Raw genomic sequence first — 25,756 nt, 5'->3', positions numbered from 1 at the left:
TACTAAATAACTGAATCGGTTTTTTTTAAAAAACGAACCTGCCAATTGTATTTACACGATTTTTTTTGATCTCAAGTGAAGTTTTTTTTATGTTTTAGCGCGAAAATATCCTTACAGTGGTAAGAGGATATCTCAGTGAAAAGTGGTATACAGTTACGCATCAAAGGGAAAGTTCAGGGGGTAGGGTTTCGCCCCTATGTTTGGCAATTAGCCCACCAATGCAAACTATTAGGTGATGTCTGTAATGATGGCGAAGGGGTGCTAGTGCGCTTATGTCTTGATTCGGATATCACTGAATTTACCCAGTTATTGTACCAACACTGCCCACCGTTAGCCCACATAGAAAGTATTGAACCGCAACCATTTCAATGGGATAAATTACCCAACGCATTTACTATTCGCCGTAGTGGTGAAGGCAAAATGGATACCCAAGTGATCCCTGATGCCGCCACTTGCGATGCATGCCAACAAGAGCTTTTCACCCCATCGAATAGGCGCTTTCATTACCCATTCACAAACTGCACGCATTGCGGCCCGCGTTTTACGATTATTCGTCATATGCCTTATGATAGGCCCAATACCGCAATGGCTGATTTTCCCTTGTGCCCAAATTGTTTAGAGGAATATCAATCCCCAGCAGATAGACGATTTCATGCACAACCCAATGCGTGCGCGGTGTGTGGTCCTGAAATTAAATTATGCGACTCATCAGGAAAAACGACTGCAAATAAAGAGAACGCATTACTCTTGGCAGCTCAGCAGCTATTGGCAGGGAAAATTGTTGCTATTAAAGGGATCGGGGGCTTTCACCTTGCTTGTGATGCGAGTCATGATAAGGCTGTCGAGGCTTTACGCGTTCGTAAATGCCGCCCAACTAAGCCACTGGCGGTAATGATCCCATCACTGAATTGGTTAGAGTTGCACAATATTCCGCCTAGTGATGGGCTACGTGCATTATTAAAAAGTCCAGCAGCCCCGATTGTATTGATTAAAAATTGGAAAAATTCTGAACTAAGCCAATATATTGCACCAAACCTAGCGGAAGTCGGTGTCATGTTGCCGTCTAATCCGTTGCAACACCTATTGATGGCACAAGTTAATCGCCCACTAGTGATGACGTCAGGAAATGTATCAGGAAAACCCCCTGTGTTGAGTGAGCAAGCTGCTCTGGCTGATTTAGCCAATATCGCTGACTTTTACCTCACTCATAACCGCGATATTGTCCAACGCGCAGATGACTCATTGGTGCGTTATCATGATGGGAAAGCGGAAATGCTCCGCCGTGCGCGGGGCTATGTTCCTGATGCCATTGATTTACCTGAAGGGTTTGAAAATTCGCCATCAATACTGGCCTTAGGGGCGGATCTTAAAAATACCTTTTGTTTATTGCGAGACAAAAGTGCAGTAATGAGCCAACATTTTGGCGATCTTGATGACATGGACATTTTCGAACAATATCAGTCTGCGATTGTATTATTTGAATCTATTTATCGTTTCACGCCAGCAGCGATAGTCAGTGATAGGCATCCTAGTTATGTGAGTACGCGCTATGGGGAGGCGTTATCACAGCAATTACAAATTCCATTACTAAAAGTGCAGCACCATCATGCGCATATTGCTGCGGTAATGGCCGAACATGGCTTACCATTAAACAGTAATAAAGTTATTGGGTTAGCTCTCGATGGGTTGGGGTATGGTGATAACGACCGCTTATGGGGAGGTGAATGCTTACTGGTGGATTATAAGTCCAGCCAATATCTAGGGGGGTTACCTCCAGTAGCACTACCGGGAGGGGAATTAGCTTCTCGCCAGCCTTGGCGTAATTTCCTTGCTCATTGTTTACAGTTTGTTCCCCAGTGGCAAAAGCAAGAAAGCGCTGCTTATTTAATGTCATTTCCTTGGCAGGGCTTACAAAAAGCAATTGAAAAAGGAATTAATAGCCCAATGGCTTCATCCACTGGGCGGCTTTTTGATGCGGTTGCTGCAGCATTAGGTATTTGTACGGCGCAAACTAGTTGGGAAGGGGAAGCCGCTTGCCAACTTGAGGCGATTGCAATGAAGTCACCCGTGATCTCGCATCCGGTCACTATGCCATTAGTTGGTCAACAATTGGATCTACACACATTTTGGCAACAATGGATGGCGTATTGTGCGCCTAAACCACAACGGGCACATGCATTCCATGTGGCATTAGCGCAAGGTTTTGCCGAGCTTGCTAGGAAATCAGCGAACCAATATGGTAGCAAACAAATTGTTTTGTCGGGTGGTGTGATTCATAACCAACTACTGCGAGAGCTATTAGTGAATAATCTATCTGAGTTCGATGTGTTATATGCAAAACAATTTCCCATGGGGGATGGGGGGTTATCACTTGGGCAGGTAGCTATCGCTTCTGCAATATTGAAACATGAATCTATTATTGATGGGTAGTATTATATTTAAAAGATTGTATATCTACCTATAATTTTACGGTTTATTATATTAATAGATTATATTGATTTTTTGATATTGATTCTTATTTAGCATGTTCATGTTTATATTAATAGATTGTTTATTATTAATACACTCATTCCGTTTAATTAATTAAGTTTCAATAATAAATTTCAATATCGTAATGAAAATAAAAGAATTTTATATTTAAAATGATGTGATATATAACGCATTATTGAAAATTAAATTCATTTATTTATATTTCTTTTCTTTTTTCAATACAGTTTACTGAATCGATTTTTCTAGCAAATATATAAAAAAAATAAAATTTCTTATTGCCTCTTGATGAAGATCAAATGATTTAGGCACGGTAGGAATAGGATCTTATTTTATATTTATGCATCAGGTTACTTAAATAAGAATTTATTTCATTAGACTTGGTTTTGTTGGCTTCTTAAATAGATAAACACAAGCCAAACGTGTGTATATCATTTGTACACAGGGCTTTGTGGTATCTATAACCTCAAGATAATAAACAAAAATTGCCTAATGAATAGGTTCTAAGCCACCCATAATAATAGGAAAAAAGAATGATAGGAGACAACTCTATTATTTCTTCGCATGGCATTAACCGCCGTGATTTTATGAAGTTATGTACAGCACTGGCCGCGACAATGGGATTAAGCGGGAAGGCTGCTGCCCAAATTGCGGAATCTATTAGTGACCCAGCACGGCCACCAGTCATTTGGATTGGTGCCCAAGAGTGTACGGGGTGTACGGAATCTTTGCTGTGTTCCACCCATCCTACTTTGGAAAATTTAATTCTCGATACCATTTCATTGGAATACCACGAGGTGCTGTCTGCTGCCTTTGGTGAGCAAGTTGAGCAAAACAAACATAACGCAATTGAAAAGTACAAAGGAAAATATGTTTTAGTGGTCGATGGTTCTATCCCACTCAAAGATAACGGTATTTATTGCATGGTAGCGGGTAAGCCGATTGTTGAGCATATTCGTGAAGTGGCTGAACACGCCGCAGCCGTGATTGCGATTGGTTCTTGCGCTTCATGGGGCGGTGTTGCTGCGGCAGGTGATAACCCAACCGGCGCTGTGGGTTTAAACCAAGTGATTAAAGATAAAACAGTTATCAATATTCCAGGCTGTCCGCCGAATCCTCATAATTTTCTTGCGACAGTCGCGCATTTAATTACGTTTAATCGCCCACCAAAATTGGATAGCAAAAATCGTCCAATGTTCGCGTACGGTCGTTTAATTCATGAACACTGTGAACGTCGCCCTCATTTTGATGCAGGCCGCTTCGCAAAAGAATTCGGTGATGATGGTCATCGTGAAGGTTGGTGTTTATACCATTTAGGTTGTAAGGGGCCTGAAACTTACGGGAATTGTTCCACATTGCAATTCTGTGATGTTGGCGGTGTCTGGCCTGTGGCAATTGGTCATCCTTGTTATGGTTGTAATGAGGAAAATGTCGGCTTTCACAAAGCGATCCATCAGTTGGCGAGCGTGGAAAACCCAACACCAAGGGCGGATAAACCGGATGTCAATAACCGTGAAGGTGGCCAAATTTCATCTACTGCTGTGGGGTTAATCGGCGGTGTTGTTGGGTTAGTGGCTGGAGTCAGTGTGATGGCGGTACGTGAACTAGGCCGTCAAAAACGCCAACAAGATACTGACTCACGGGGAGAATAACCGTGAATAGACGAAATTTTCTGAAACTCTCCGCGGGGGGAGCATTACTTGCGGGAAGTTCACCCAGTTTGGCGGGGCCCGAAAACCGCCCGCCGATTCCCAATTCTTTGGGGATGCTATATGACTCGACTCTGTGTATTGGGTGTCAGGCGTGCGTGACAAAATGCCAAGATATTAACCATCCAGAACGTAACCCGGTTGGAGAACAAACTTGGTCAAATAATGACAAACTAACCCCTTATACCAACAATATTATTCAGGTTTGGAGTAGTGGAACCGGCGTTCATAAAGACCAAGAAAAAGATGGTTACGCCTACATTAAAAAACAATGCATGCATTGTGTTGACCCGAACTGTGTGTCGGTTTGTCCAGTTCAAGCCCTGAAGAAAGACCCAAAAACCGGCATTGTTCATTACGACGCCAGCGTATGTACTGGTTGCCGTTATTGCATGGTAGCGTGTCCATTTAATATTCCGAAATATGCCTACGATGACAAATTTGGCGCAATTCATAAATGCGAGTTATGTAACCAAAAAGGTGTCGAACGTTTAGATAAAGGCGGCTTACCCGGTTGTGTGGAAGTTTGCCCAACGGGTGCGGTGATTTTCGGAACACGAGAAGAATTGCTCGCGGAAGCCAAAAAACGCTTAACACTCAAAGTGGGGGATGAGTACGGTTACCCACGACAAACCTTACACAGCAATGACCCGAATGTTATTAAAGTGCCGAAATATGAGACTCATGTTTATGGCGAGCTCGAAGGCGGCGGCACACAAGTCATTGTTCTTTCAGGTGTACCCTATCAAAATCTAGGACTACCGGAGTTAGAACAGTTGTCCACCGGAGCCCGCTCTGAGTATGTGCAGCATACCCTTTATAAAGGCATGGTACTGCCATTGGCTGCGTTGGCTGGGTTGAGTTTCTTGGTGTATCGCAATACCAAGAATGACAAACACGAAGGAGATGACTCAAATGACGACGCATCATAAAGAACAGCCGCTAGGCGGGCGTTTAGTCAGTTGGCCAATCATGGTCTTTGGGCCCTTAGTGCTGATTTGTGTCATTTTGATAGTTAAACGTTTAGTCTTCGGCCTGGGCTCAGTTTCTGACCTAAATGGTGGATATCCTTGGGGAATTTGGATTGCTTTTGACTTACTGATTGGAACCGGTTTTGCTTGTGGCGGTTGGGCGCTGGCTTGGGCGGTATATGTATTTAACCGCGGTGAATATCATCCGTTAGTGCGTCCCGCACTATTAGCCAGTTTGTTCGGTTACTCTCTTGGTGGTTTGTCCATCACTATTGACGTAGGTCGCTACTGGAACTTGCCTTACTTTTACATTCCTGGTTTCTTTAACACCAATTCGGTGCTATTTGAAACTGCGGTTTGTATGACGATTTATATTGGTGTGATGGCATTGGAATTTGCTCCTGCACTGTGTGAACGTTTTGGTTGGAAAGTTTCGTTAAAACGCTTAAATAAAGTGATGTTTTTCATTATTGCACTAGGAGCGTTATTGCCGATGATGCACCAATCATCAATGGGTTCATTGATGATTTCGGCAGGGTATAAAGTTCATCCTATTTGGCAAAGTTATGAAATGCTGCCATTACTCTCATTACTGACCGCATTCATTATGGGCTTTTCGATTGTCATTTTTGAAGGGTCATTACTCCAAGCCGCATTACGTGGGCAGGGCGCAGATGAACGGCCACTGTTTGTTCGTATCACTCGTATCTTGCAGGTACTGTTAGTGCTGTTTTTAGTCTGTCGTTTTGGTGAGCTGATTTATCGAGATAAATTGCACCATATCTTCAATACCGATTTCTACGCCATGATGTTCTGGATAGAAACCGCATTAATGGTTTTCCCATTGATTATTTTCCGCATGTCATCACTAAGAAATGATTCGCGGTGGTTATATGCAAGCGGTTTAAGCATGTTGATTGGCGCTGCTATGTGGCGGATGAGCTATTCCCTCGTTGCATTCAACCCCGGAGGCGGATACGACTACTTCCCAACAACAGAAGAACTTTTAATTTCAATAGGTTTCGTGGCAATAGAGGTATGCGCTTATATCTTATTGATCCGCTTATTACCTGTTATTCCAGCATTGAAAAAAACAACGATGAGCCATTCAGAGGCCCGAGGTAAAGCATGAGCCAACGTATAACAATAGACCCAGTCACTCGTATTGAAGGTCATTTACGCATTGATTGTGAAATTGAAGATGGAAAAGTCACCAAGGCTTGGGCTTCAGGCACGATGTGGCGTGGTATGGAAGAGATAGTCAAAGGGAAAGATCCCCGTGATGCCTGGATGATTATGCAGCGTATTTGTGGTGTTTGTACCACAGTGCACGGTATTGTGTCGGTGCGTACCATTGAAAGTGCCTTAAATATTGATGTCCCAGTGAATGCACAGTATATCCGTAATATGATTCTAGCCGCGCATACCATTCAAGACCATATTGTTCATTTCTATCAATTATCTGCGTTAGACTGGGTGGATATCACCTCTGCGCTGAACGCAGACCCAAATAAAGCGGCCGAAATATTGAAAGGTGTTTCGACGTGGCCACTGAATAGCCCAGAAGAGTTCACACGAGTTCAAGATAAAATTAAAAAACTGGTTGCCAGTGGGCAATTGGGTATTTTTGCTAATGGGTATTGGGGGCACCCAGCGATGAAGCTGTCGCCTGAGGTGAACTTAATTGCCGTAGCCCACTATTTACAAGCCCTTGAATGTCAGCGAGATGCTAACCGTATTGTGGCGTTATTAGGGGGGAAAACACCACATATTCAAAACCTTGCAGTTGGTGGTGTTGCAAACCCTATCAATCTTGATGGTGTCGGGGTTCTGAACCTTGAACGTTTGATGTATGTGAAATCCTTTATTGATCGTTTAGGGGATTTTATTGAGCAAGTGTATAAAATTGACGCAGCGGTGATTGCAGCAGGCTACCCTGAATGGCTCGAAGTCGGTCAAGGCGCGAAACATTACATGTGCATGCCTGAAATGCCAATGGATGGTAAAAATGGGAGCTTCTTATTACCGGGGGGTTATCTGGAAAACAGCGATTTTAGTACTTATCGCCCCATTACTAGCCATACAGATGAGTATTTGATCAACGGCATCAAAGAAAGTAGCAAACATGCATGGTACAAAGAAAATGAACCTCAAGCACCGTGGGAAGGCACCACCAACCCTGATTACACTGGCTGGGATGATGACGGTAAATATTCATGGGTAAAAGCACCGACTTTCTATGATAAAACCGTCGAAGTGGGGCCATTAGCAGACTTACTGTGCAAACTAGCGGCAAAACACGAGCCAACGGAAAAACACTTTAATGATGTGGTAAACCTGTATCAAACATTGACAGGTAACAGTATTAGTGTGGATCAACTGCATTCAACATTGGGGCGGATTATCGGACGTAGTGTTCGTTGTTGTGTACTGAATGAAACCTTGTCAATTCAATGGCAAGCGCTGGTGGACAACATCGCAAAAGGGGATCACACCACCTTTGTAAAACCAATCTTCCCAGAAAATGCCACCATTAAAGGTGTTGGTTTTGGTGAAGTACCTCGAGGTTTGTTATCCCATTGGGTGGTGATCAAAGACGGTAAAATTGAAAATTACCAAGCGGTAGTACCTTCTACTTGGAACTCCGGCCCACGTAATTTCAATGATGAGCCGGGTCCTTACGAGCAAGCATTGGTAGGAACTCCCGTTGCTGACCCATCTAAACCCCTTGAGGTGGTGCGAACCATCCACTCATTTGACCCTTGTATGTCTTGTGCTGTACATATTGTTGACCCTGAAGGTGGCGAAGTCACTAAGGTTAAGGTGCTGTAATGCGTATTTTAGTCTTAGGTGTTGGCAATATACTGCTCAGTGATGAAGGAATTGGGGTACGCATCGTTGAGGCTTTAGAACAGCGCTATCATCTACCTGAATGCGTAGAAGTACTTGATGGTGGAACGGCAGGAATGGAATTGATTGGCCCAATGGCGGATAGAGACCATTTAATTATTGCCGACGTCGTGTTATCGAGCCAGCAGGCTGGCTCGATTTTAGTCTTGCGCGATGACGAAGTTCCTGCGCTATTTACGCGTAAAATTTCCCCGCATCAACTCGGTTTATCAGATGTGCTATCAGCTTTGCATTTAACCGATGAATTTCCACAGAGGCTAACATTAGTTGGCGTTGTGCCTGAATCTCTCGAACCGCATATTGGTTTGACTGCAACTGGGCAGGCCGCTTTAGAGCCAGCCTTACAAAAGGTCATTGAGGTTTTGCGAAGCGAAGGCTTGGAAATCATAGCAAAAGAAGAGAGTTTGCATGCCGGATGAAATCTTAGGTTATGACACTAACCCTCGGCCTCTGGTGGAGGCCGCATTTACGCGGGTTGCTGAACAATCAATGCATGATTTGTCATTTTTGCATCCGACGATGCCAGTGCATGCCAGTGAATTTACACTGTTTGACGGGCAATGGGTGGGCGTGGTGATCACGCCATGGATGCTCAGTGCGATTATTCTACCGGGGCCTGAACAATATTGGCCTCGCCGCGTGGTCGGTGACAAGGTTGGGTTAATCCTCCCTTATGGTGAAATGACGTATACCGTGGGTGAATTAGACGGTTTAACTCAATATGTTGCTTGCTCATTAATGTCGCCATTAGAAAAGAAAATGACACCGGAGCAAGGTATTCACTTGGTGGATGATTGTCAGCGAATTTTGTTATCGCTTCCAGTGAGTGACCCAAATATTCCTCAAGCACCTGAACGCAGGGCATTGTTTACCCGTCACTTAAGGGGGCAGGATGCATGAGATTTCGTTATGTCAAAGTACGATAGAAATTATTGAACAGCAGGCGAAAAAAAATGCAGTTAACCGAGTCACTGGTGTTTGGCTTGAAATTGGTGCGCTCTCTTGTGTTGAAGAGAGTGCATTTCGCTTCAGTTTTGATGTCGTTTGCCGTGGTACGGTTGCAGAAGGCTGCCAGCTCCACATCATTTACTCGCCCGCACAAGCATGGTGTTGGGATTGTAGTGAAACGGTGGAAGTAGACAGCCACCAATCGGTTTGTCCACGCTGTCAGGGGCTGAACCTGAAAGTTGAGAGTGGGGAGAGTTTGCGTATCAAAGAGTTGGAAGTGGAATAGCTTTTTGAACTGACTTTGAGGTGTATCAACCAGACTCAATAGATTATGTATTAATCTAATTTAACAATTTAGCGGTTGGGAGTGAAATTTATGTGTAGTACTTGTGGATGTGCATCGGGAGAGCGCAAAATTGAGGGGGATGACCATCATCATGGTCACGATCATCACCACGACCATGACCACCATCATGGTCACGACCACCACCACGATCACGACCATCATGACCACCAGCATGATCATGAATCTCACGGGCAAACAGTGATCATTCATCACCATTACTATCATCAAGGTGATGTGCATAACCATTATCACCAATATGAGCCCGCACCTGCTGAAAATAAATCTAAAAAGCATAAACACAAACATAAGCATAAACATATTTATCAAACGGCTGAGGCAAGTTTTAAACCAGCTGGGGAACACCATGACCTTGATTATGGACACGGTGAAGCAGGTACCCATGCACCGGGAATTAGCCAAAAACGTATGCTACAAATTGAAATGGATGTGTTAGACAAGAATAACCATCTGGCAGAACATAACCGCGAGGATTTTAACCAGAAGAATATTTTAGCGCTAAACCTCGTTTCTAGCCCGGGTTCTGGAAAAACGACCTTACTCACAGAAACCTTATTAAGACTGCGTGACAAAATCAATTGTGCAGTGATTGAAGGTGACCAACAAACCACTAATGATGCACAACGGATCCGCGAAACGGGTGTATCTGCGATTCAAGTGAATACAGGAAAAGGTTGTCACTTAGATGCACAAATGGTGCACGATGCAACGGCACGTTTAGATTTAGCAGATAACAGCTTGTTATTTATCGAAAATGTTGGGAATCTCGTGTGCCCTGCCAGTTTTGACCTAGGGGAGCGCCATAAAGTGGCGGTGCTGTCGGTCACGGAAGGGGAAGATAAACCTCTCAAATATCCACATATGTTTGCGGCAGCAGATATTATGTTATTGAATAAAATTGACTTATTGCCATACCTGAATTTTGATGTTGATGCGTGTATCGCCAATGCCAAGCAGGTGAACCCCAATATCCAAGTTATTCAAGTGTCTGCAATACGCGGCGAAGGGATGGATGCATGGCTGGCATGGTTGGAGACACAGCTATGTGCTTAGGTATTCCGGGCAAAATAGTTGCAGTTGGTGAAGATATTCACCAACTCGCTCAAGTGGATGTTTGTGGGGTAAAACGCGATGTTAATATTGGCCTAATTTGTGAAGGTGAAACCACTGATTTATTAGGCCAATGGGTATTGGTACACGTCGGGTTTGCCATGAGTATCATCAATGAAGAAGAAGCGCAATCTACCTTGGATGCCTTAACCGCGATGAGTCAATTAGACCATGAAGTTGGTGATTTTAGCGGTTTAAATGCAGGAGCAACAGATGCAGTACGTCGATGAATTTCGCGACCCTGTTCTTGCAAAAGCGCTATTGGCGCATATTCATCAACGGGTGAATGAAATACCTCAAGCGAAACGACGTCCATTACAACTCATGGAAGTCTGTGGAGGCCATACCCACGCGATTTTTAAGTTTGGTATTGACCAGTTATTACCCGCTGAAATTGAATTTGTTCATGGGCCAGGTTGCCCTGTGTGCGTTTTACCAATGGGACGAATTGATGGCTGTATTGAAATTGCACAGCACCCAGAGGTTATCTTTTGTACTTATGGTGATGCAATGCGAGTGCCGGGCGAAAAGGGCTCTTTACTTGACGCCAAGCGTAATGGAGCGGATGTCCGCATCGTTTATTCACCGCTAGATGCTTTGGCATTAGCAGAGCAGCATCCCCATCGCCAAGTGGTTTTCTTTGGCTTAGGTTTTGAAACCACCATGCCGAGTACTGCAATCACCTTGCAGCAAGCAAAACGCCGCCAACTAGCCAATTTTAGTGTGTTCTGCCAGCATATTACGATTATTCCCACCTTGCGTAGCTTACTCGAACAACCGGATGTGCGTATTGATGGCTTTTTAGCGCCGGGGCACGTGAGCATGGTGATTGGCGCGCATCCCTACCAGTTTATCACTGAAGACTTTCATAAACCCTTAGTGGTTACAGGCTTCGAACCCTTAGATATTTTGCAGTCATTAGCCATGTTAGTTGACCAAATCGCCGATGGCCGTTGTGAAGTAGAAAACCAATATAAACGTGTTGTGGCTGATGAGGGCAACCTGTTAGCACTTAAAGCATTAGAGGACGTTTTTGAACTCAAACAAACCAGCGAATGGCGCGGATTGGGGGAAATTGCCGATTCTGGGGTTCAATTAACTCAAGCTTACCAATTTTTTGATGCTGAGAGGCGCTTTCAGGTACAACCTCATAAGGTGGCTGATGACCCGCAAGCACGCTGTGGTGAGGTGTTGACAGGGCGCTGTAAACCCAGCGAATGTACGTTATTTGGGCGTCGTTGTACGCCACAAACTGCTTTTGGTGCATTAATGGTTTCTTCTGAAGGTGCCTGTGCAGCTTATTACCAATATCGTCGGGAGGCATAAATGAGTCGTGATGCTAACAATGTGGTGACGATGGCCCACGGTAGTGGTGGGCAGGCGATGCAGCAATTGATTGAACAACTGTTCTTGCAGGCATTTGCTAACCAAGCGTTGAATGAGCGGGAAGACCAAGCTCGGCTAGCATTGGCAGAAATGACCGCATTAGGCGACCGGTTGGCATTTAGTACTGATAGCTATGTCGTCGACCCGATTTTCTTTCCCGGGGGCAATATTGGTAAATTAGCCGTTTGCGGCACAGTGAATGACGTCGCAGTCAGTGGTGCTATTCCCAAATACCTTTCTTGCGGTTTTATTTTGGAAGAAGGCTTTCCACTTTCTGAACTTACCTCAATTGTGGAATCCATGGCGGCAACGGCAGCGGCTGCGGGTGTGGATATTGTGACCGGCGATACCAAAGTCGTGCAGCGCGGGGCGGCAGACAAAATTTTTATCAATACGGCCGGTATTGGTGTGATCCCGAGCAATATCCAGTGGGGAGCTCAGCATATTCAAGCGGGGGATAAAGTGATTGTTAGTGGTACGCTGGGTGACCACGGCGCCACTATTTTAAACCTACGCGAACAACTTGGGTTAGAAGCGGAGCTTTGCAGTGATTGTGCAGTATTAACGCCATTGATAGCACCGCTACGTGAAATTGATGGCGTTCGGGCATTACGAGACGCAACTCGTGGTGGCGTAACGGCAATCCTACATGAATTTGCCCAAGCCAGCGGCTGTGGAATTGCGGTTAATGAAGGTGATTTACCTATCTCTTCTGCGGTTAGGGGCGTGTGTGAGCTATTGGGCTTAGAGCCGTTAAACTTTGCGAATGAAGGCAAATTAGTGATTGTGGTGAAACCTGAAGTGGAAAATGCGGTGCTTGCTGCACTACACCAGCACCCATTAGGGAAAAATGCAGCCACGATTGGTTGTGTGACTGAGCAAAAACAAGTCAAATTAGTTGGGATCTTCGGTACATCAAGATTATTAGATTTACCCCACAGTGAGCCTTTACCCCGTATTTGCTAATTGAAAACGGCCTATAGATAGAATCTATAGGCCGTTCAAATCTATTAACGCCTTAACATACCTTTATCGATAATAAACTCGATAATGGTTTCTAAGCCGACTTTTTTCTTTAAGTTAGTAAACACATAGGGCTTTACTGGGCGCATTCTTGCGGTATCGGCTTCCATTACTTCTAATGAAGCACCGACATAGGGTGCAAGGTCAATTTTGTTAATCACCAATAAATCGGAATGGGTGATCCCCGGGCCGCCTTTACGTGGAATTTTTTCGCCTTCAGCAACATCGATAACATAAATAGTTAAGTCTGCCAGTTCTGGGCTAAACGTCGCGCTGAGGTTATCACCGCCGCTTTCCACAAACACGATATCAAGGTTTTTATGGCGCATGGCTAACTCTTCAACTGCCGCTAAATTCATTGATGCATCTTCACGAATCGCCGTGTGAGGGCAGCCGCCAGTTTCAACGCCAATAATGCGATCCGCATCTAATGCTTCGGCTCGGGTTAAAATTTTGGCATCTTCTTGGGTGTAAATATCATTGGTGACAACGGCAATTTGGTAAGTGTCGCGCATGGCTTTACATAACACTTCTAATAATGCGGTTTTTCCTGAGCCGACCGGCCCACCGACACCAATTCTTAAGGGTTGATTATATTCTTGCATAGCATTTTCTCATGAACGAAAAAGTCGTGTGTATTGGGTTTCATGCCGACTACTGGCAATAATTTGTGCAGGTGTAAAACTGCCAATATCGTCTATTGGCCAGATCGCTGATTGCGTAACCACTTCGGGTATGCGCTCAGCAAGGGTAAATAAAATATTTTGCCCTGCGCTTTGCCCTAAAGGGATAAGCTTAACACCTGACATCACAGTGTTTTCTAGCCAACCCCATGCATACGCGGTGCACAATTTTTCAACGTCAATCTGCCAATTTACGGCGGCGAGAGCGAAAGCCATTAGCTGGGTTTGTTTCACGCAGGTTTGCAGGTTAGCATCCAGTTCAATACCTAGCTGAGGAAGTAGTCGGGCAAAAGCAATTCCTCGTTGCCGTTCTTCTTGACGCAATTCTTTGGTTTCACGGCTGGCAATCATAAATTCACACCAATATTTCACCGTTTCAATATCACCAAGGGAAAGGGAAGTATGAATTTGCCGTAAAACAGGAAGCTCTAATGTTGCAATGGCATGTGTCATTTGTGCGGTTAGCCAGCCAGCAAGGGTATCAGGTGTTGTTACCCAGCCTTTTTCAATCGCCCATTCTAGGCCTTGTGAATAGGTAAATGACCCAACAGGCAAAGAAGGGCTAACTAACTGGTATAAGCGCAGATCTGCTAACATAGGCAAACTCCCTGAACCCGATTAGTGGTGGTGATCATCGTGGCCGTGATGGTGGTGATGACCACCTGATGAGCCGCCATAGGCCCCTGGTTCCGGTTGGTACTTTTCTAAACCGACACTGACGGTAGCGCCTAATCCACGGGCCATATCATCTAGCACATGGTCATGAAAATAACGGCACCAGCCCGCTTCAATTTGCAATGGAACATGGCGGTTACCTAAGTGATAGCAAACGCGAGCAAGTAACAGAGCGTCATCACTGTAAACCGTAGAAACTTGCTCTTTCGCGGCTTCGATGGTGACTAACTCACCGTCTTCAGTGGATAAAACATCGCCTTCCTTCAGGATGGTTCCGCGCGGCAAAAATAGCCCCGCTTCTTGCCCATCGCTTAAAGTGACTTTTAAACGGCTTTTGGTACGCTCATCCATAGTTAAGCATAGGGTTAACGCTGTTGGTGAATGCGGTTGTGGAGCAACCACTTTAATAAATTTTTTCATTCTCTGGCTCTTTTAATTAGGGGTCAGAATAAAAAGTAACGTTGTGCCATCGGTAACTCAGTCGCTGGTTCACACACCAGTGGGATACCATCGGCTTTGACGATATAGGTTTGTGGATCAAGTTCGATGTGGGGCACATAACTGTTGTGTACCATTGAAGCTTTGCTAATGCTTCGGCAGCCTTCAACTCGGCCTATTTGGCTCTGTAGGCCTAATTTTTCAGGAACACCTGCTTCAATACCGGCTTTTGACATAAAAATCATCGAGGTATGGTATTTTGCTTTACCTAACGCCCCAAACATCGGGCGGTAATGTACTGGCTGTGGTGTCGGAATAGCAGCGTTAACATCGCCCATTGGTGCATACGCAACCATTCCCCCTTTCATGATAAGGGCGGGTTTGATACCAAAAAATGCAGGATCCCATAATACGATATCCGCTAACTTACCGATTTCTACCGAACCGACTTCATGGGCGATACCGTGAGCGATAGCGGGGTTAATGGTGTATTTCGCCACATAGCGTTTGATACGGTTATTATCGCTATCGAGAGTGTCGCCTTCTAACGTCCCACGCTGTAATTTCATTTTATGAGCACATTGCCAAGTACGAGTAATCACTTCGCCAACGCGTCCCATGGCTTGTGAGTCTGAGGACATCACAGAAATTGCACCCATATCGTGTAAAATATCCTCCGCAGCAATGGTTTCACGGCGAATTCGAGACTCAGCAAAAGCCACATCTTCTGGAATCGATGGGTCTAAATGGTGGCAAACCATTAACATATCCAAGTGCTCATCAACGGTATTGATGGTGTATGGCATTGTAGGGTTGGTCGATGCAGGCAGAATATTCGGTTCTCCAACAGATTTGATGACGTCAGGGGCATGGCCACCGCCAGCACCTTCAGTATGGAATACGTGGATCACTCGCCCTGCAATAGCTTTCACGGTTTCTTCATAAAAACCACCTTCATTCAGCGTATCTGAATGGATAGCCACTTGCACATCCATTTCATCGGCCACATTCAAGCAATTGTGAATAGCCATTGGGGTAGCGCCCCAATCTTCGTGAATTTTTAAGCCTATTGCCCCCGCTTCGATTTGTTCGCGAATAGCTTCGGGTTGACTGACGCAGCCTTTACCAAATAGCCCGACGTTGATCGGCAGTTCATCAACGGCTTCTAACATGCGGTACATATTCCAAATACCGGGGGTGACGGTCGTGGCATTAGTACCAGCAACAGGGCCTGTTCCACCGCCTATAAAGGTGGTAACACCGGAAACAAGACCTTCTTCTGCCTGTTGTGGGCATATAAAATGAATGTGAGTATCAACGCCACCCGCGGTGATAATTTTACCTTCACCAGCAACCACTTCTGTGCCGGGGCCGATAACGATATCAACATTGGGTTGAACATCAGGGTTACCAGCTTTACCAATCCCCGCAATACGGCCGTTTTTAATTCCGATATCCGCTTTAACAATGCCCCAGTGGTCTAAAATAATGGCATTAGTGATTAACACATCGACACACTGGTCACTGGTGACTTGGCTTTGACCCATGCCGTCACGAATAACTTTACCGCCACCAAATTTGACCTCTTCACCATAGGTGGTGAAATCCTTTTCGATCTCTAAAAATAATGCTGTATCAGCTAAGCGTAAGCGGTCACCAGTTGTGGGGCCAAACATATCCGCATACGCTTGACGAGAGATTGTTTTCATTATTTATTCTCACTCTCTAACTTGCCCATGACTTTGCCATGGAAACCATAAATTTCTCGCTTGCCGCTAAAAGCGACGAGTTCAACAGTACGACTTTGTCCAGGTTCAAAACGCACCGCCATACCTGCTGGGATATTCAAACGAAAACCCAGCGTGCCTTCACGTTCAAATTTTAGGGCCTCATTGACTTCATAAAAATGATAGTGAGAGCCAATTTGAATCGGGCGGTCACCATGGTTGGCAACTTGTATCGTTTGGGTTTCTCGACCTGCATTGAGTTCGATATCGCCTAAAGCGTGGTTGACTTTAATTTCACCGGGGATCATGTTGTTACCTATACAATCGGGTCGTGAATAGAAACCAGTTTTGTGCCATCAGGAAATGTACATTCCACCTGAATGTCTTTGATCATTTCCGGCACGCCTTCCATTACCTGCTCTGCGGTTAACACGGTTCGACCTTCGCTCATTAATTGAGCAACCGTCTTGCCATCACGGGCGCCTTCCATAATCGCACAACTGATCAATGCGACCGCCTCAGGGTAATTAAGCTTTAATCCACGGGCTAAACGCCTTTCAGCAACGAGGCCTGTCGTAAAAAGCAATAATTTATCTTTTTCTCTGGGGGTTAATTCCATTTTTTGCTCCTAAAAAACGTTTAAGTTGCCCAAATACGCGGCGGTTCTGGACAATAACCTAACCAGTATTGTCTTGTTGCCTGCCAAATATGGGCGAAGCAAGCCATCATGGGCTCGGTTTGAGAACCTAATAACCGCAATACTAAAATACCTTCTACATCAGTCAGTCCATACTCAAGCGGCCTCACTTCCGTAGAGAAAAACACCGCCAAACTCTCGTGAAGTTCAGCTTTTAATTCATCGCTGGCGGGGTAGATATACAAGGAACCCACCATAGGAAATTCACGCATGACGGCAGATTGTTTTTGCGAACCCTCGATAAATATGGATTCTGCCAAGGTGAGTTTGTCATCAATATAAAACTGCAAGCGGCCCCGAATATCACCGTTGTCGAATTGCTCGTTTAATACGGGTCGGCCTAAACATTGGATTTCCCAGCCGATAAATTTTGATGAACTTGCGATTCGAATATGAGTCTCTAAGCGAACTTGAGCCTCAGGGAAAAAAATATTTTCTTGAGGTAACCATTCTAAGAACCCATTGGGCGCGACGGTTAAGCTTTGTACTTGTCGTGCAACGCCGCCCGCACTACGATAAAATTTTGTTGCACCAGGCGTGGTCAATAACGCATGGGCATGTGGTTGAACATCAATATTGATAAGGAGTTTATCCCCCCCGACAACGCCACCGGGTGGATGAAGTAAATACGTGTGTGCAATTCCTTGCTCGGGGTAGAATGGCCGCTGAACCATTAAAGGGCCGATATGTTGTTTGTCCGTTAAGCGGGTGACGCCACGTTTTAGTTCATACCGTAAAAAGATTTCAGCTAACCAGCCTGATCCTGAAAAATCAGACATACTTTCTCCTGCAACTCAGTCAACTAAAAATACGCGAACATGTTTAGCTATACGCCTAACAAAAATTGGGTAGTTATGATGTAAAAGCTAATGCAAGTAGGGTAGGGTGTGAGTGAATACCAAAATCATTATTATTATGCAGTGTTGTCGGCTGCATGTGTCTGCCGCGCGATTCTACACCTTATATCGAAAATTGCCTTTCAATTAAATAGCATTTTATTTAGAAAATGTAACAACCGTCAAAATAACAGTAAAAAATGAGCGTATATCTATATTGCGATTTCAGCGTAACAGGACTATATTCTCAGCCGCACAGGTATGGGGTTGATATGTTTTGCTACGTGACTTTATATCTATTCAACAATCCCTTTTCTTGGGAAGTCATTCTGACATTAACTGCAGTTTATAGAGATTATGGAATATAAATTCTTTCTTTCGGAAAGCCAAATGGTGCTAAAAGCGTTTTATATTGAAAACGCGATGATAGCCATGTTAACTGGCGCGAAAGGAAATGTTGTGATCAACGGTCAATCCATTGAAATTGAAACCGATGTCACCTTAATTATTCCTAAATATAGCCAAGTTTCTTGCAATATTGTGTGTAACACCGTGAATCAGCCGCTTGAATTACACACCTTATCGATGTCAGAAGAAGAATTACAATCGGTATTTTTATTACTAAAAACACTGATGAAGTCGGGTGCGCCACTGACTAGCCACCAACCCATTTACCATGTTTCTCCCCCTGAAACAGTGAGAGATAACTTTAGTTTATTAAAACAATGCTTACCATTAAAAAAACAGAGTGAATCCCAAGAAGCATTGTTAATGAAACAGAGCCTATATTTTATTTTAATGGCAGTATATCAAGAAGGTATCGATATTCTTAACCTGTTTCGTTTTAATTATGATGAACCGAAAAACCAAGCAATTACCCATTTGATAACTCAAGAACCGCAAAAAAAATGGCATTTAGACGATGTTGCGAAAGCGTTATTTACAACACCTTCAACTTTGCGTCGCCATTTAAACCGTGAAGGGGTGTCATTTCGTCAATTACTGCTAGATGTTCGAATGGGAATGGCATTGAATTATTTAACATTTTCGAATTATTCTGTTTTTCAAATTAGTCATCGCTGCGGTTTTGGCAGTAATGCTTATTTTTGCGATGTCTTTAAGCGAAAATATAATATGACGCCTTCTCAATTTCGGTTGCAATCAAGGCAGTCGAACGACCCGAATTTTATTACCAATTTGTCCTTGCACTCTAACCCAATTGAATTTGACAAAGAAATTGATGAGTAGTTGTTAAGATAGGTCAAATAACGACTTAATTTTGACGGTTTCTCGAATAAATTCGCTGTTCTATTGATGTAGCGCCTAGCAATTAGGGCGTTAAATTTAATATAACTCATATTGGTTACTCTACACATAGTGAATATCTCACCAATAGCGACATTAATGAAAATAACTTCATTAATTATATGAAATAAAAAATAAAATTTGTCTATAGAGGGATGTATGATTAAAAATATCGTTGCCGCAATGTGCCTGATGGGGCTCACACTGCAAGTACAAGCAGTTGAACCCGCTCAATCACAAACTTTACGTTTAGCGATTGGCTCAGAGCCGACTGAAGGTTTTGACCCCATGCTCGGGTGGAGCCACGGCAGCTACCTACTGTTGCATAGCCCATTACTGAAGCAAAAAGCTGACCTTTCATGGCATAGCTATATGCTTGAAAGTTATCAACACAATGCAGATGGTAAACAGTGGACACTCAAGCTGAAAAAAGGCTTAAAATTTTCCGATGGCTCACCGTTGACGGCGAAAGATGTCGTATTTACCTATAACAATGCTGCGGCAAGTGGCGGTAAGGTGGATATGGGGAATTTTGCCAAAGCAGAGGAAATTGACCCTCTCACCGTAAAAATCACCTTATCTTCCCCACAAAGTACCTTTATTAATGTACTTGGTTCGTTAGGGATTGTTTGTGCCGATAAATATGATGCGAAAACTTATGCACATAACCCAATTGGCGCAGGCCCTTATCGTTTAGTTGCATTCCAGCCGGGGCAGCAACTGATTGTCGAGCAAAATCCGTATTATGCAGGGCCAAAAAATGACTTTGATAAAATGGTCTTTGTTTTCCTTGATGAAGATGCGGCCTTTGCTGCGGCACAAAGCAATCAACTGGAAATTGTTCGTATCCCAGCTGCGGTAGCGGCGAATGCTAATGATGTGAAAAACATGAAACTGGTTGAGCGCTATAGCGTGGAAAACCGCGGTATTTCTTTCCCAATTCCACCTGCGGGTGAGAAAGATGCTCAAGGTAACCCTATCGGTAACGACATCACTTCTGATGTTGCTGTCCGTAAAGCCATTAACTATGCACTTGACCGTAAATTATTGGCGGAATCCGTGTTGGAAGGCTTTGCCGTACCGGCTTATACTGGTGTTGCAGGGCTGCCATGGAATAGCCCAGATTCAGCTTTTAAAGATGGTGATCTTGAAAAAGCGAAATCCATTTTAGAAGAGGCGGGATGGAAGCTGAATAAAGAGGGCTTACGTGAGAAAAATGGCAAAGTGGCAAAACTGACATTATGGTATGCCAGTGGTGATACCACACGTCGTGACCTTGCGCAGGCAATCCGTTCTAGCTTAAAACCGATTGGCATCGAGATGGATTTAAAATCGGGGAGCTGGGAAACCGTTGAGCTACACATGCATGCTAACCCAACACTGTTTGGTTGGGGAAGCTTAGACCCGATGGAAATTGTCCATAATTACAGCAGCAAAGCAGCAGGTGTTGGCTTTTATAACCCCGGTTATTATAAAAATGCAGCCGTTGATGAGCTAATCGAAAAAGCGTTAGCGAAAGCTGACCAAGACGCGGCGATTCCGTTATGGCAGCAAGTAGATTGGAACGGTACCACGGGTGTTGGTATTAAAGGTGATGCTCCGTGGGCTTGGTTGATGAACCTACAACATATTTATTTACTGAATAATTGTGTTGATTTAGGTACCAGTGCTCCTGAAATTCACGGCTCTTGGTCGGTGTTAAATAATGTCGATGAATGGGCGTGGACCTGTCAGTAATGCGAACCGCACTTGGGCTTTTATTGCGATTTATTTGTTTATTAACCGTAACGGCAGCGGGGATTTTTATCCTGCTGAGTTACTCGCCAATCGACCCAATAAAAGCCTATATTGGCAATGACTTACTGCACGTGCCCCCTGAGCAATATGCGCTAATTGCTGCACGATGGGGGCTTGATCAGCCATTATGGGTACAGTTTTGGCGTTGGTTTTCACAAGTATTACAGGGGGATTTGGGCTATTCCATGCTCTATAACACCCCAGTAATTCAAGTGATTGCAGACCGCCTTGTACCTTCTTTAGCTCTGCTTATTTGTGCTTGGCTGTTCTCCGGTGTTGTTGGTTTTGCACTGGGGTTGGTCTCTGGGCGTTATTTAAACCGCTGGCCAGACAAGCTTATCTCCACATTATGCTATTTACTTGCTTCAATTCCTGTTTTTTGGGTCGGTTTGCTGTTGTTGTCTTTGTTCGCGGTGACATTACAGTGGGCTCCAATATGCTGTGCTTGGCCGATAGGCTTGGATGAGCAAACGGCAACTTTTTCACAGAAACTTCATCACCTGATTTTGCCTGTCATTGCGTTGGGTATGCTAGGTGTGGGCAATATCGCATTGCATACACGTACCAAAGTTGTAGAAGTGATGAGCAGTGAATTTATTCATTACGCACAGGCTCAAGGAGATAATGGCTGGCCGATGATGAGGTTTCATGTACTAAAACATGCTATCACCCCTGCAATTTGTTTGCAGTTTGCTTCTGTTGGTGAATTATTGAGCGGAGCTTTGCTAGCTGAAAAAGTATTTGCCTATCCAGGCCTTGGTCAGGCGACGATTGATGCGGGGCTACGTGGAGATATTCCCTTGTTGATGGGGATCGTCATGTTATGTGCTGCGCTAATATTTTTAAGCAATACGGTAGCCGATAGCCTGCTAAAAAAAGTGAATAAGGGAGTGATGAGAGAATCATGACCTATAACCCTAATCGCGCTTTATTTAAGTTAGCTCTTTCGTTGCTTTTATTGGTCATCGTCAGTATTTATGCGTTTGGCCTCTCCTTCAATGATATTGAAATGAATTTACTCGATAGGCGTTTGCCACCTTCGTGGGCGCACCTATTTGGTACAGATAATTTAGGACGTGATTTATTTGCTAGAACCTTTCAAGGTGTGGCAACAAGTTTGCAAATCGGCCTTATGGCTGCCATTACCAGTGGTTTCATTGCACTTGTCATGGCGGGGTTATCTTCAATAAGCAAAGTTATGGACTACGTGGTGCGCGGCATTATTGATGCTATGTTGGCATTGCCACATCTCTTATTACTGGTATTGATTTGTTTTACGCTGGGTGGCGGAAAAATGGGGGTGATTTGGGCCGTTGCACTGACACATTGGCCAAAATTAGCCTTAATTTTACGTTCGGAGTTACAACGAGTTAGCCAGTCAGATTACATTATGTTGTCTCAACGTATTGGTAACAGTGCCTTTTACCGTTGGCGTTATCATTATTTACCCATGATTTTGCCGCAATGGATGGTAGGAACGTTGTTAATGTTTCCCCACGCGGTTTTACACAGTGCGGCATTAAGTTTCTTAGGTTTTGGTTTATCGCCTCATGAACCCTCACTGGGTATTTTATTGTCTGATGCATTGCGCTACCTCAGCACAGGAGCTTGGTGGCTGGTGGTTTTCCCAGGCGTTGCATTAGTCGGGTTAGTGTTATTATTTGACCAATTTGCTAAGGCCTTGCAGCAGCTATGGTTGAAGGGGGCCGTATGTTGAGTCTTGATAATCTCACCGTGGATGTCGCGCAGTTTCATTGGTTAGGGCGTAAACGTTGGGCTCCGTTACTACAAGGAATTTCCTTGGATATTCAGCCCGGTGAGATGGTTGCACTGGTGGGTGGGAGCGGGGAAGGTAAGAGCTTGTTATTACAAAGTGTTTTGGGGTTACTTCCCCATAATATGCGCTGTCGTGGCGGTATTCACCTTAATGGTAAAAAGCTGACTGAACAAAACAAAGCGCAGCACCGTGGCAATGCATTATGCTATATCCCTCAAGGGGTTAGTGCACTTAATCCGCTAATTCGTATCGGTCCACAATTAGAACGTGCCGCAGTGTTAAGCGGGCAGCATATTAAAATGCACGATGTTGCGCGGCACTTACAGCAATATAATTTGCAAAGCTCACTAGTGGATAGCTACCCAAACCAGTTATCCGGTGGAATGGCAAAACGGGTACTCGCCAGCAGTGCGACACTTTCCCGCGCGCAATATATTTTAGCGGATGAAATCTCATCATGGCTGGATGATGACCATGCCATACAACTGCTCGAAAATCTTAAATCACTGTGTCACGATGGCCGAGGTGTTTTATGGGTCACCCATGATTTATCCATGGCTGTGCGTTTTGCCGACCGTATCGCCTTATTGCGTAATGGAGAGTTGGAAGACGTGCTAAGCAGCCAACAACTGCAACAAGGCGGAGGTGGGCCGTGGCTGCAATCATTATGGAATGCGTTACCTGAACATCAATTTATGGCAAGTAAATGAGTATCACTGAACCTATTTTACAAGTAAATAATTTATGTATTGATCAAGGTGGGCAACGGCTGTGGGATGACTTTAATTTGTCACTGGCTAGCGGTGAACGCCTTGGAATATCTGCGCCTAGTGGTTTTGGTAAAACTACGTTAGGCCGAGTATTAGCTCAGTGGCAAACGGCATTCAAAGGAACCATTTTATTTGAAGGCCAACCATTGGCTCAACATGGTTATTGCCCGATTCAATTAGTCCCTCAGCATCCAGAAAAAAGTTTTAACCCATACCGTAAGGTCGGTGCGAGTGTATTTGATGCTTGGCAGCCAGATTCTCACTGGTTAGCACGTTTTTCAATTAAACCTGCATGGCTAGAAAGGCTTCCCAATGAGTTATCCGGTGGTGAGCTTGCTCGTATCGCCTTATTGCGGGCCCTTGACCCGCGAACGAAAATTTTGATTGCTGATGAAATCACCGCACAGTTAGACGCTAATTTGCAAAAAGAGATTTGGCAGTTGTTAGTGAGATTATCAGAAGAGCGGCCATTGGCGATGATTATTTTTAGCCATAACAAAGCGTTATTAGAGAAAGTGTGTAGCCGGGTTATCTCACTAGTCAAATAATAGGCCGATATTATGGCTTAACGATAGCTGAATTATTCAGTAATTTGGGCGAGCTTATCAATTTCTTTTAATAACTGATTTACATTGGGCCGATAGCCTATCCCATCGTTAACACCTTCCGTATAGGTCGATTTACTTATCAATTCGCGCATTCCCCACGCTGACAGAATAATTTGATGCTGTTTAGCATAGCCTTGAATTAATGCGAGTGCACCTGAACATAGTGGTGTTGCACTCGATGTTCCTGAATAACGGTCGGTATAATTGCGTTCATTGCCGGGGTGTTTTTGTAGTTTTCCATAGCCTGTGGTGGTCACACTCCAATCTCCCCATGAATTAATCAGTGAGCTTGTTTGATTATAATTTGAAAAAAGCGCACGTTTCCCAGTGTGGTGGTAACAAGCGCCTACTAACATGCTGCCATTGTCACCGAAATCATCCATAACCTCGGGTTTGCTTAAATCCAAGCCACCATTCCCTGCTGCTAGAAGAACGGTTGCACCTTTATCGACCATAATTTTAATTCTTTCCCACCAATTACGGATGGATGTGATAGGAAGCAATTTATTCTCAATGCGAAATTGGAGGTCGAAACTAACAATGTCACCCGGCTGAGTATCATCCGTAAGTTGATCTAAGTCGTCAGTATCATAGAAATAAAATTGGCAACCATGTGCAATGCCAGTGACACCAAATTCATTTTTAGTCGCAATTATGCAACCTGTTGAAGCGGTACCATGGTTACAATCTTGCGTTTCAGGTCGGCTACTTACCACAGCAAGGTTTGCATCTTTAAAATCTTCATGGTTTTGGTATACACCAAAATCCATATGGCGAACAACCGCTAGTGAGCCATCAATATTTTTTGCCCATGCCTCTCTCACATTCATACCCATTGGGGCATCTAAATATTTTTGTAACTCGGTGAAATCGGGGGTTATCTCATCACTACTGATCTCTTCTTCAATAGTTTGGCTATTGATAGGGAGTTTGGGAGGCTGGTAGCCTGTTGTGTTGGGGCAGATGCAGCAGTAGCTGACACAATCTAATTTTTCAATCCGTTGCGATATTTCAAGCAAATCGTCATAATTATTTTCTCCATAAAGGTTAAAATATTCACATTGCGTAACGGAAGAGCGAATATTTAATTTAATCAAAATTAATTTTGAATTAACTAATTCATTTGATAAAGCATCCATAATAAAATGCGAACTTTTTATTTTAGATTTAATTTCTAAAAAATATTTATTAATCCCATCTATTTTATGGTTGATGGTTTTCGATTTTATTTCTGCTTTAATTTTTTTATTGATTTCCTGATGGGGAAGACGATAGCTAACAGGGCTATCAATTAAGTGTAAAATATTTTTATTACTATCAACAAATGAGATAGTTACATGGTAGTTCCCCGATTTACCTACCTTGAAAAGATAATGATCATTATTAGTTGATATGGTTTCTATATTTTCATTATCTAAAAATAAGCTAATGGTGACTGTTTTTTTGTTTCTATTATCAAAATTAACGACAATGCCATTTGAATCCTTATCGATAAATTTAAAGGTTTTTATATTCATATATTCTCTTTTTATATA

26 protein-coding genes are annotated in these 25,756 nt (G+C 43.8%); 18 read left to right on the top strand and 8 right to left on the bottom strand.

Annotation, left to right across the window (positions count from 1 at the left end; translation table 11 throughout):
* Positions 1-135: 135 nt before the first annotated feature.
* The 12 genes from hypF (at position 136) to hypE (ending at position 12,851) form a co-directional block, all read left to right on the top strand.
* Positions 136-2,430 (top strand): carbamoyltransferase HypF, encoded by a 2,295-nt coding sequence (gene hypF / locus PSE60_RS00775; protein ID WP_272664310.1) that lies wholly within the window; start codon positions 136-138, stop codon positions 2,428-2,430.
* Positions 2,431-3,020: 590 nt separating this feature from the next.
* Complete coding sequence (hybO, locus tag PSE60_RS00770; protein ID WP_210837671.1) at positions 3,021-4,139, top strand: hydrogenase 2 small subunit; 1,119 nt, start codon at positions 3,021-3,023, stop codon at positions 4,137-4,139.
* Between the two features lie 2 nt (positions 4,140-4,141).
* Entirely contained in the window at positions 4,142-5,128 is a 987-nt protein-coding gene (hybA, locus tag PSE60_RS00765) for a hydrogenase 2 operon protein HybA (protein WP_272664309.1), read from the top strand.
* Positions 5,112-6,299, top strand: coding sequence for a Ni/Fe-hydrogenase cytochrome b subunit (hybB, locus tag PSE60_RS00760; protein ID WP_210837675.1), 1,188 nt, complete (start codon positions 5,112-5,114; stop codon positions 6,297-6,299). The genes hybA and hybB overlap by 17 nt, the downstream gene beginning before the upstream one ends.
* Entirely contained in the window at positions 6,296-7,999 is a 1,704-nt protein-coding gene (gene hybC, locus PSE60_RS00755; protein WP_272664308.1) for a hydrogenase 2 large subunit, read from the top strand. Before hybB ends, hybC begins: the two co-directional genes overlap by 4 nt.
* Entirely contained in the window at positions 7,999-8,496 is a 498-nt protein-coding gene (locus PSE60_RS00750) for a HyaD/HybD family hydrogenase maturation endopeptidase (protein ID WP_210837679.1), read from the top strand. Before hybC ends, PSE60_RS00750 begins: the two co-directional genes overlap by 1 nt.
* Entirely contained in the window at positions 8,486-8,977 is a 492-nt protein-coding gene (gene hybE, locus PSE60_RS00745; RefSeq protein ID WP_210837681.1) for a hydrogenase-2 assembly chaperone, read from the top strand. The genes PSE60_RS00750 and hybE overlap by 11 nt, the downstream gene beginning before the upstream one ends.
* Complete coding sequence (gene hypA / locus PSE60_RS00740; RefSeq protein ID WP_210837683.1) at positions 8,970-9,311, top strand: hydrogenase maturation nickel metallochaperone HypA; 342 nt, start codon at positions 8,970-8,972, stop codon at positions 9,309-9,311. Before hybE ends, hypA begins: the two co-directional genes overlap by 8 nt.
* A 90-nt stretch (positions 9,312-9,401) precedes the next feature.
* The gene (gene hypB, locus PSE60_RS00735) at positions 9,402-10,442 is read left to right on the top strand and encodes a hydrogenase nickel incorporation protein HypB (RefSeq protein ID WP_272664307.1); all 1,041 of its coding nucleotides are present in this window, start codon (positions 9,402-9,404) and stop codon (positions 10,440-10,442) included.
* Positions 10,433-10,729 carry a hydrogenase maturation factor HybG gene (gene hybG, locus PSE60_RS00730; protein ID WP_004908461.1) on the top strand — a complete coding sequence of 99 codons (297 nt, stop codon included), beginning with the start codon at positions 10,433-10,435 and terminating at the stop codon, positions 10,727-10,729. Before hypB ends, hybG begins: the two co-directional genes overlap by 10 nt.
* On the top strand, positions 10,713-11,825 hold the full coding sequence (hypD, locus tag PSE60_RS00725) for a hydrogenase formation protein HypD (protein WP_272664306.1): 1,113 nt from the start codon (positions 10,713-10,715) through the stop codon (positions 11,823-11,825). The genes hybG and hypD overlap by 17 nt, the downstream gene beginning before the upstream one ends.
* A complete protein-coding gene (gene hypE / locus PSE60_RS00720; RefSeq protein ID WP_272664305.1) occupies positions 11,826-12,851 on the top strand; it encodes a hydrogenase expression/formation protein HypE in 1,026 nt (341 codons plus the stop codon).
* 44 nt (positions 12,852-12,895) lie between these two features.
* On the opposite strand, the gene ureG is transcribed toward hypE, so the two are convergent.
* From ureG to PSE60_RS00685, 7 genes are read right to left on the bottom strand one after another with little or no spacing between them, the layout of a single operon-like run.
* Positions 12,896-13,513 (bottom strand): urease accessory protein UreG, encoded by a 618-nt coding sequence (gene ureG, locus PSE60_RS00715; protein ID WP_004908472.1) that lies wholly within the window; start codon positions 13,511-13,513, stop codon positions 12,896-12,898.
* 9 nt (positions 13,514-13,522) lie between these two features.
* Positions 13,523-14,188, bottom strand: coding sequence for an urease accessory protein UreF (locus tag PSE60_RS00710; protein WP_210837690.1), 666 nt, complete (start codon positions 14,186-14,188; stop codon positions 13,523-13,525).
* A gap of 21 nt (positions 14,189-14,209) precedes the next feature.
* Positions 14,210-14,686: an urease accessory protein UreE gene (ureE, locus tag PSE60_RS00705; RefSeq protein ID WP_109911748.1), complete on the bottom strand. Its 477-nt coding sequence runs from the start codon at positions 14,684-14,686 to the stop codon at positions 14,210-14,212.
* 23 nt (positions 14,687-14,709) lie between these two features.
* Positions 14,710-16,413, bottom strand: coding sequence for an urease subunit alpha (ureC, locus tag PSE60_RS00700; protein WP_272664304.1), 1,704 nt, complete (start codon positions 16,411-16,413; stop codon positions 14,710-14,712).
* A complete protein-coding gene (locus tag PSE60_RS00695) occupies positions 16,413-16,739 on the bottom strand; it encodes an urease subunit beta (protein ID WP_272664303.1) in 327 nt (108 codons plus the stop codon). The genes ureC and PSE60_RS00695 overlap by 1 nt, the downstream gene beginning before the upstream one ends.
* Before the next feature lie 8 nt (positions 16,740-16,747).
* A complete protein-coding gene (locus tag PSE60_RS00690; RefSeq protein ID WP_272664302.1) occupies positions 16,748-17,050 on the bottom strand; it encodes an urease subunit gamma in 303 nt (100 codons plus the stop codon).
* Positions 17,051-17,070: 20 nt separating this feature from the next.
* Positions 17,071-17,907, bottom strand: a complete 837-nt coding sequence (locus tag PSE60_RS00685; protein WP_272664301.1) for an urease accessory protein UreD — start codon at positions 17,905-17,907, stop codon at positions 17,071-17,073.
* Between the two features lie 414 nt (positions 17,908-18,321).
* Between PSE60_RS00685 and PSE60_RS00680 the strand changes: the two genes are divergently transcribed.
* The 6 genes from PSE60_RS00680 (at position 18,322) to PSE60_RS00655 (ending at position 24,161) form a co-directional block, all read left to right on the top strand.
* On the top strand, positions 18,322-19,212 hold the full coding sequence (locus PSE60_RS00680; protein WP_042851525.1) for an AraC family transcriptional regulator: 891 nt from the start codon (positions 18,322-18,324) through the stop codon (positions 19,210-19,212).
* A 240-nt stretch (positions 19,213-19,452) separates the two neighbouring features.
* Complete coding sequence (locus PSE60_RS00675; RefSeq protein WP_272664331.1) at positions 19,453-21,006, top strand: ABC transporter substrate-binding protein; 1,554 nt, start codon at positions 19,453-19,455, stop codon at positions 21,004-21,006.
* Positions 21,006-21,974, top strand: a complete 969-nt coding sequence (locus tag PSE60_RS00670) for an ABC transporter permease (RefSeq protein WP_210837702.1) — start codon at positions 21,006-21,008, stop codon at positions 21,972-21,974. Before PSE60_RS00675 ends, PSE60_RS00670 begins: the two co-directional genes overlap by 1 nt.
* Complete coding sequence (locus PSE60_RS00665) at positions 21,971-22,783, top strand: ABC transporter permease (RefSeq protein WP_210837704.1); 813 nt, start codon at positions 21,971-21,973, stop codon at positions 22,781-22,783. Before PSE60_RS00670 ends, PSE60_RS00665 begins: the two co-directional genes overlap by 4 nt.
* On the top strand, positions 22,777-23,553 hold the full coding sequence (locus PSE60_RS00660; RefSeq protein WP_272664300.1) for an ATP-binding cassette domain-containing protein: 777 nt from the start codon (positions 22,777-22,779) through the stop codon (positions 23,551-23,553). Before PSE60_RS00665 ends, PSE60_RS00660 begins: the two co-directional genes overlap by 7 nt.
* A gap of 14 nt (positions 23,554-23,567) precedes the next feature.
* Positions 23,568-24,161, top strand: coding sequence for an ATP-binding cassette domain-containing protein (locus tag PSE60_RS00655; RefSeq protein ID WP_272664330.1), 594 nt, complete (start codon positions 23,568-23,570; stop codon positions 24,159-24,161).
* Between the two features lie 32 nt (positions 24,162-24,193).
* On the opposite strand, the gene PSE60_RS00650 is transcribed toward PSE60_RS00655, so the two are convergent.
* On the bottom strand, positions 24,194-25,738 hold the full coding sequence (locus PSE60_RS00650) for a S8 family serine peptidase (protein WP_272664299.1): 1,545 nt from the start codon (positions 25,736-25,738) through the stop codon (positions 24,194-24,196).
* Positions 25,739-25,756: the final 18 nt, after the last annotated feature.

Origin of the sequence: Providencia sp. PROV174, assembly GCF_028480685.1 — a bacterium.
GTDB classification, from domain to species: Bacteria; Pseudomonadota; Gammaproteobacteria; order Enterobacterales; family Enterobacteriaceae; genus Providencia; species Providencia rettgeri.
This window is presented reverse-complemented; position numbering and strand designations above follow the sequence as displayed.

Coding starts and splice junctions, on each gene's coding strand:
- hybO (WP_210837671.1), top strand. CDS start 3,021: ATGATAGGAGACAACTCTATTATTTCTTCGCATGGCATTAACCGCCGT.
- hybB (WP_210837675.1), top strand. CDS start 5,112: ATGACGACGCATCATAAAGAACAGCCGCTAGGCGGGCGTTTAGTCAGT.
- hybC (WP_272664308.1), top strand. CDS start 6,296: ATGAGCCAACGTATAACAATAGACCCAGTCACTCGTATTGAAGGTCAT.
- PSE60_RS00750 (WP_210837679.1), top strand. CDS start 7,999: ATGCGTATTTTAGTCTTAGGTGTTGGCAATATACTGCTCAGTGATGAA.
- hybE (WP_210837681.1), top strand. CDS start 8,486: ATGCCGGATGAAATCTTAGGTTATGACACTAACCCTCGGCCTCTGGTG.
- hypA (WP_210837683.1), top strand. CDS start 8,970: ATGCATGAGATTTCGTTATGTCAAAGTACGATAGAAATTATTGAACAG.
- hypB (WP_272664307.1), top strand. CDS start 9,402: ATGTGTAGTACTTGTGGATGTGCATCGGGAGAGCGCAAAATTGAGGGG.
- hybG (WP_004908461.1), top strand. CDS start 10,433: ATGTGCTTAGGTATTCCGGGCAAAATAGTTGCAGTTGGTGAAGATATT.
- hypD (WP_272664306.1), top strand. CDS start 10,713: ATGCAGTACGTCGATGAATTTCGCGACCCTGTTCTTGCAAAAGCGCTA.
- hypE (WP_272664305.1), top strand. CDS start 11,826: ATGAGTCGTGATGCTAACAATGTGGTGACGATGGCCCACGGTAGTGGT.
- ureG (WP_004908472.1), bottom strand. CDS start 13,513: ATGCAAGAATATAATCAACCCTTAAGAATTGGTGTCGGTGGGCCGGTC.
- PSE60_RS00710 (WP_210837690.1), bottom strand. CDS start 14,188: ATGTTAGCAGATCTGCGCTTATACCAGTTAGTTAGCCCTTCTTTGCCT.
- ureE (WP_109911748.1), bottom strand. CDS start 14,686: ATGAAAAAATTTATTAAAGTGGTTGCTCCACAACCGCATTCACCAACA.
- ureC (WP_272664304.1), bottom strand. CDS start 16,413: ATGAAAACAATCTCTCGTCAAGCGTATGCGGATATGTTTGGCCCCACA.
- PSE60_RS00695 (WP_272664303.1), bottom strand. CDS start 16,739: ATGATCCCCGGTGAAATTAAAGTCAACCACGCTTTAGGCGATATCGAA.
- PSE60_RS00690 (WP_272664302.1), bottom strand. CDS start 17,050: ATGGAATTAACCCCCAGAGAAAAAGATAAATTATTGCTTTTTACGACA.
- PSE60_RS00685 (WP_272664301.1), bottom strand. CDS start 17,907: ATGTCTGATTTTTCAGGATCAGGCTGGTTAGCTGAAATCTTTTTACGG.
- PSE60_RS00680 (WP_042851525.1), top strand. CDS start 18,322: ATGGAATATAAATTCTTTCTTTCGGAAAGCCAAATGGTGCTAAAAGCG.
- PSE60_RS00675 (WP_272664331.1), top strand. CDS start 19,453: ATGTGCCTGATGGGGCTCACACTGCAAGTACAAGCAGTTGAACCCGCT.
- PSE60_RS00670 (WP_210837702.1), top strand. CDS start 21,006: ATGCGAACCGCACTTGGGCTTTTATTGCGATTTATTTGTTTATTAACC.
- PSE60_RS00665 (WP_210837704.1), top strand. CDS start 21,971: ATGACCTATAACCCTAATCGCGCTTTATTTAAGTTAGCTCTTTCGTTG.
- PSE60_RS00660 (WP_272664300.1), top strand. CDS start 22,777: ATGTTGAGTCTTGATAATCTCACCGTGGATGTCGCGCAGTTTCATTGG.
- PSE60_RS00650 (WP_272664299.1), bottom strand. CDS start 25,738: ATGAATATAAAAACCTTTAAATTTATCGATAAGGATTCAAATGGCATT.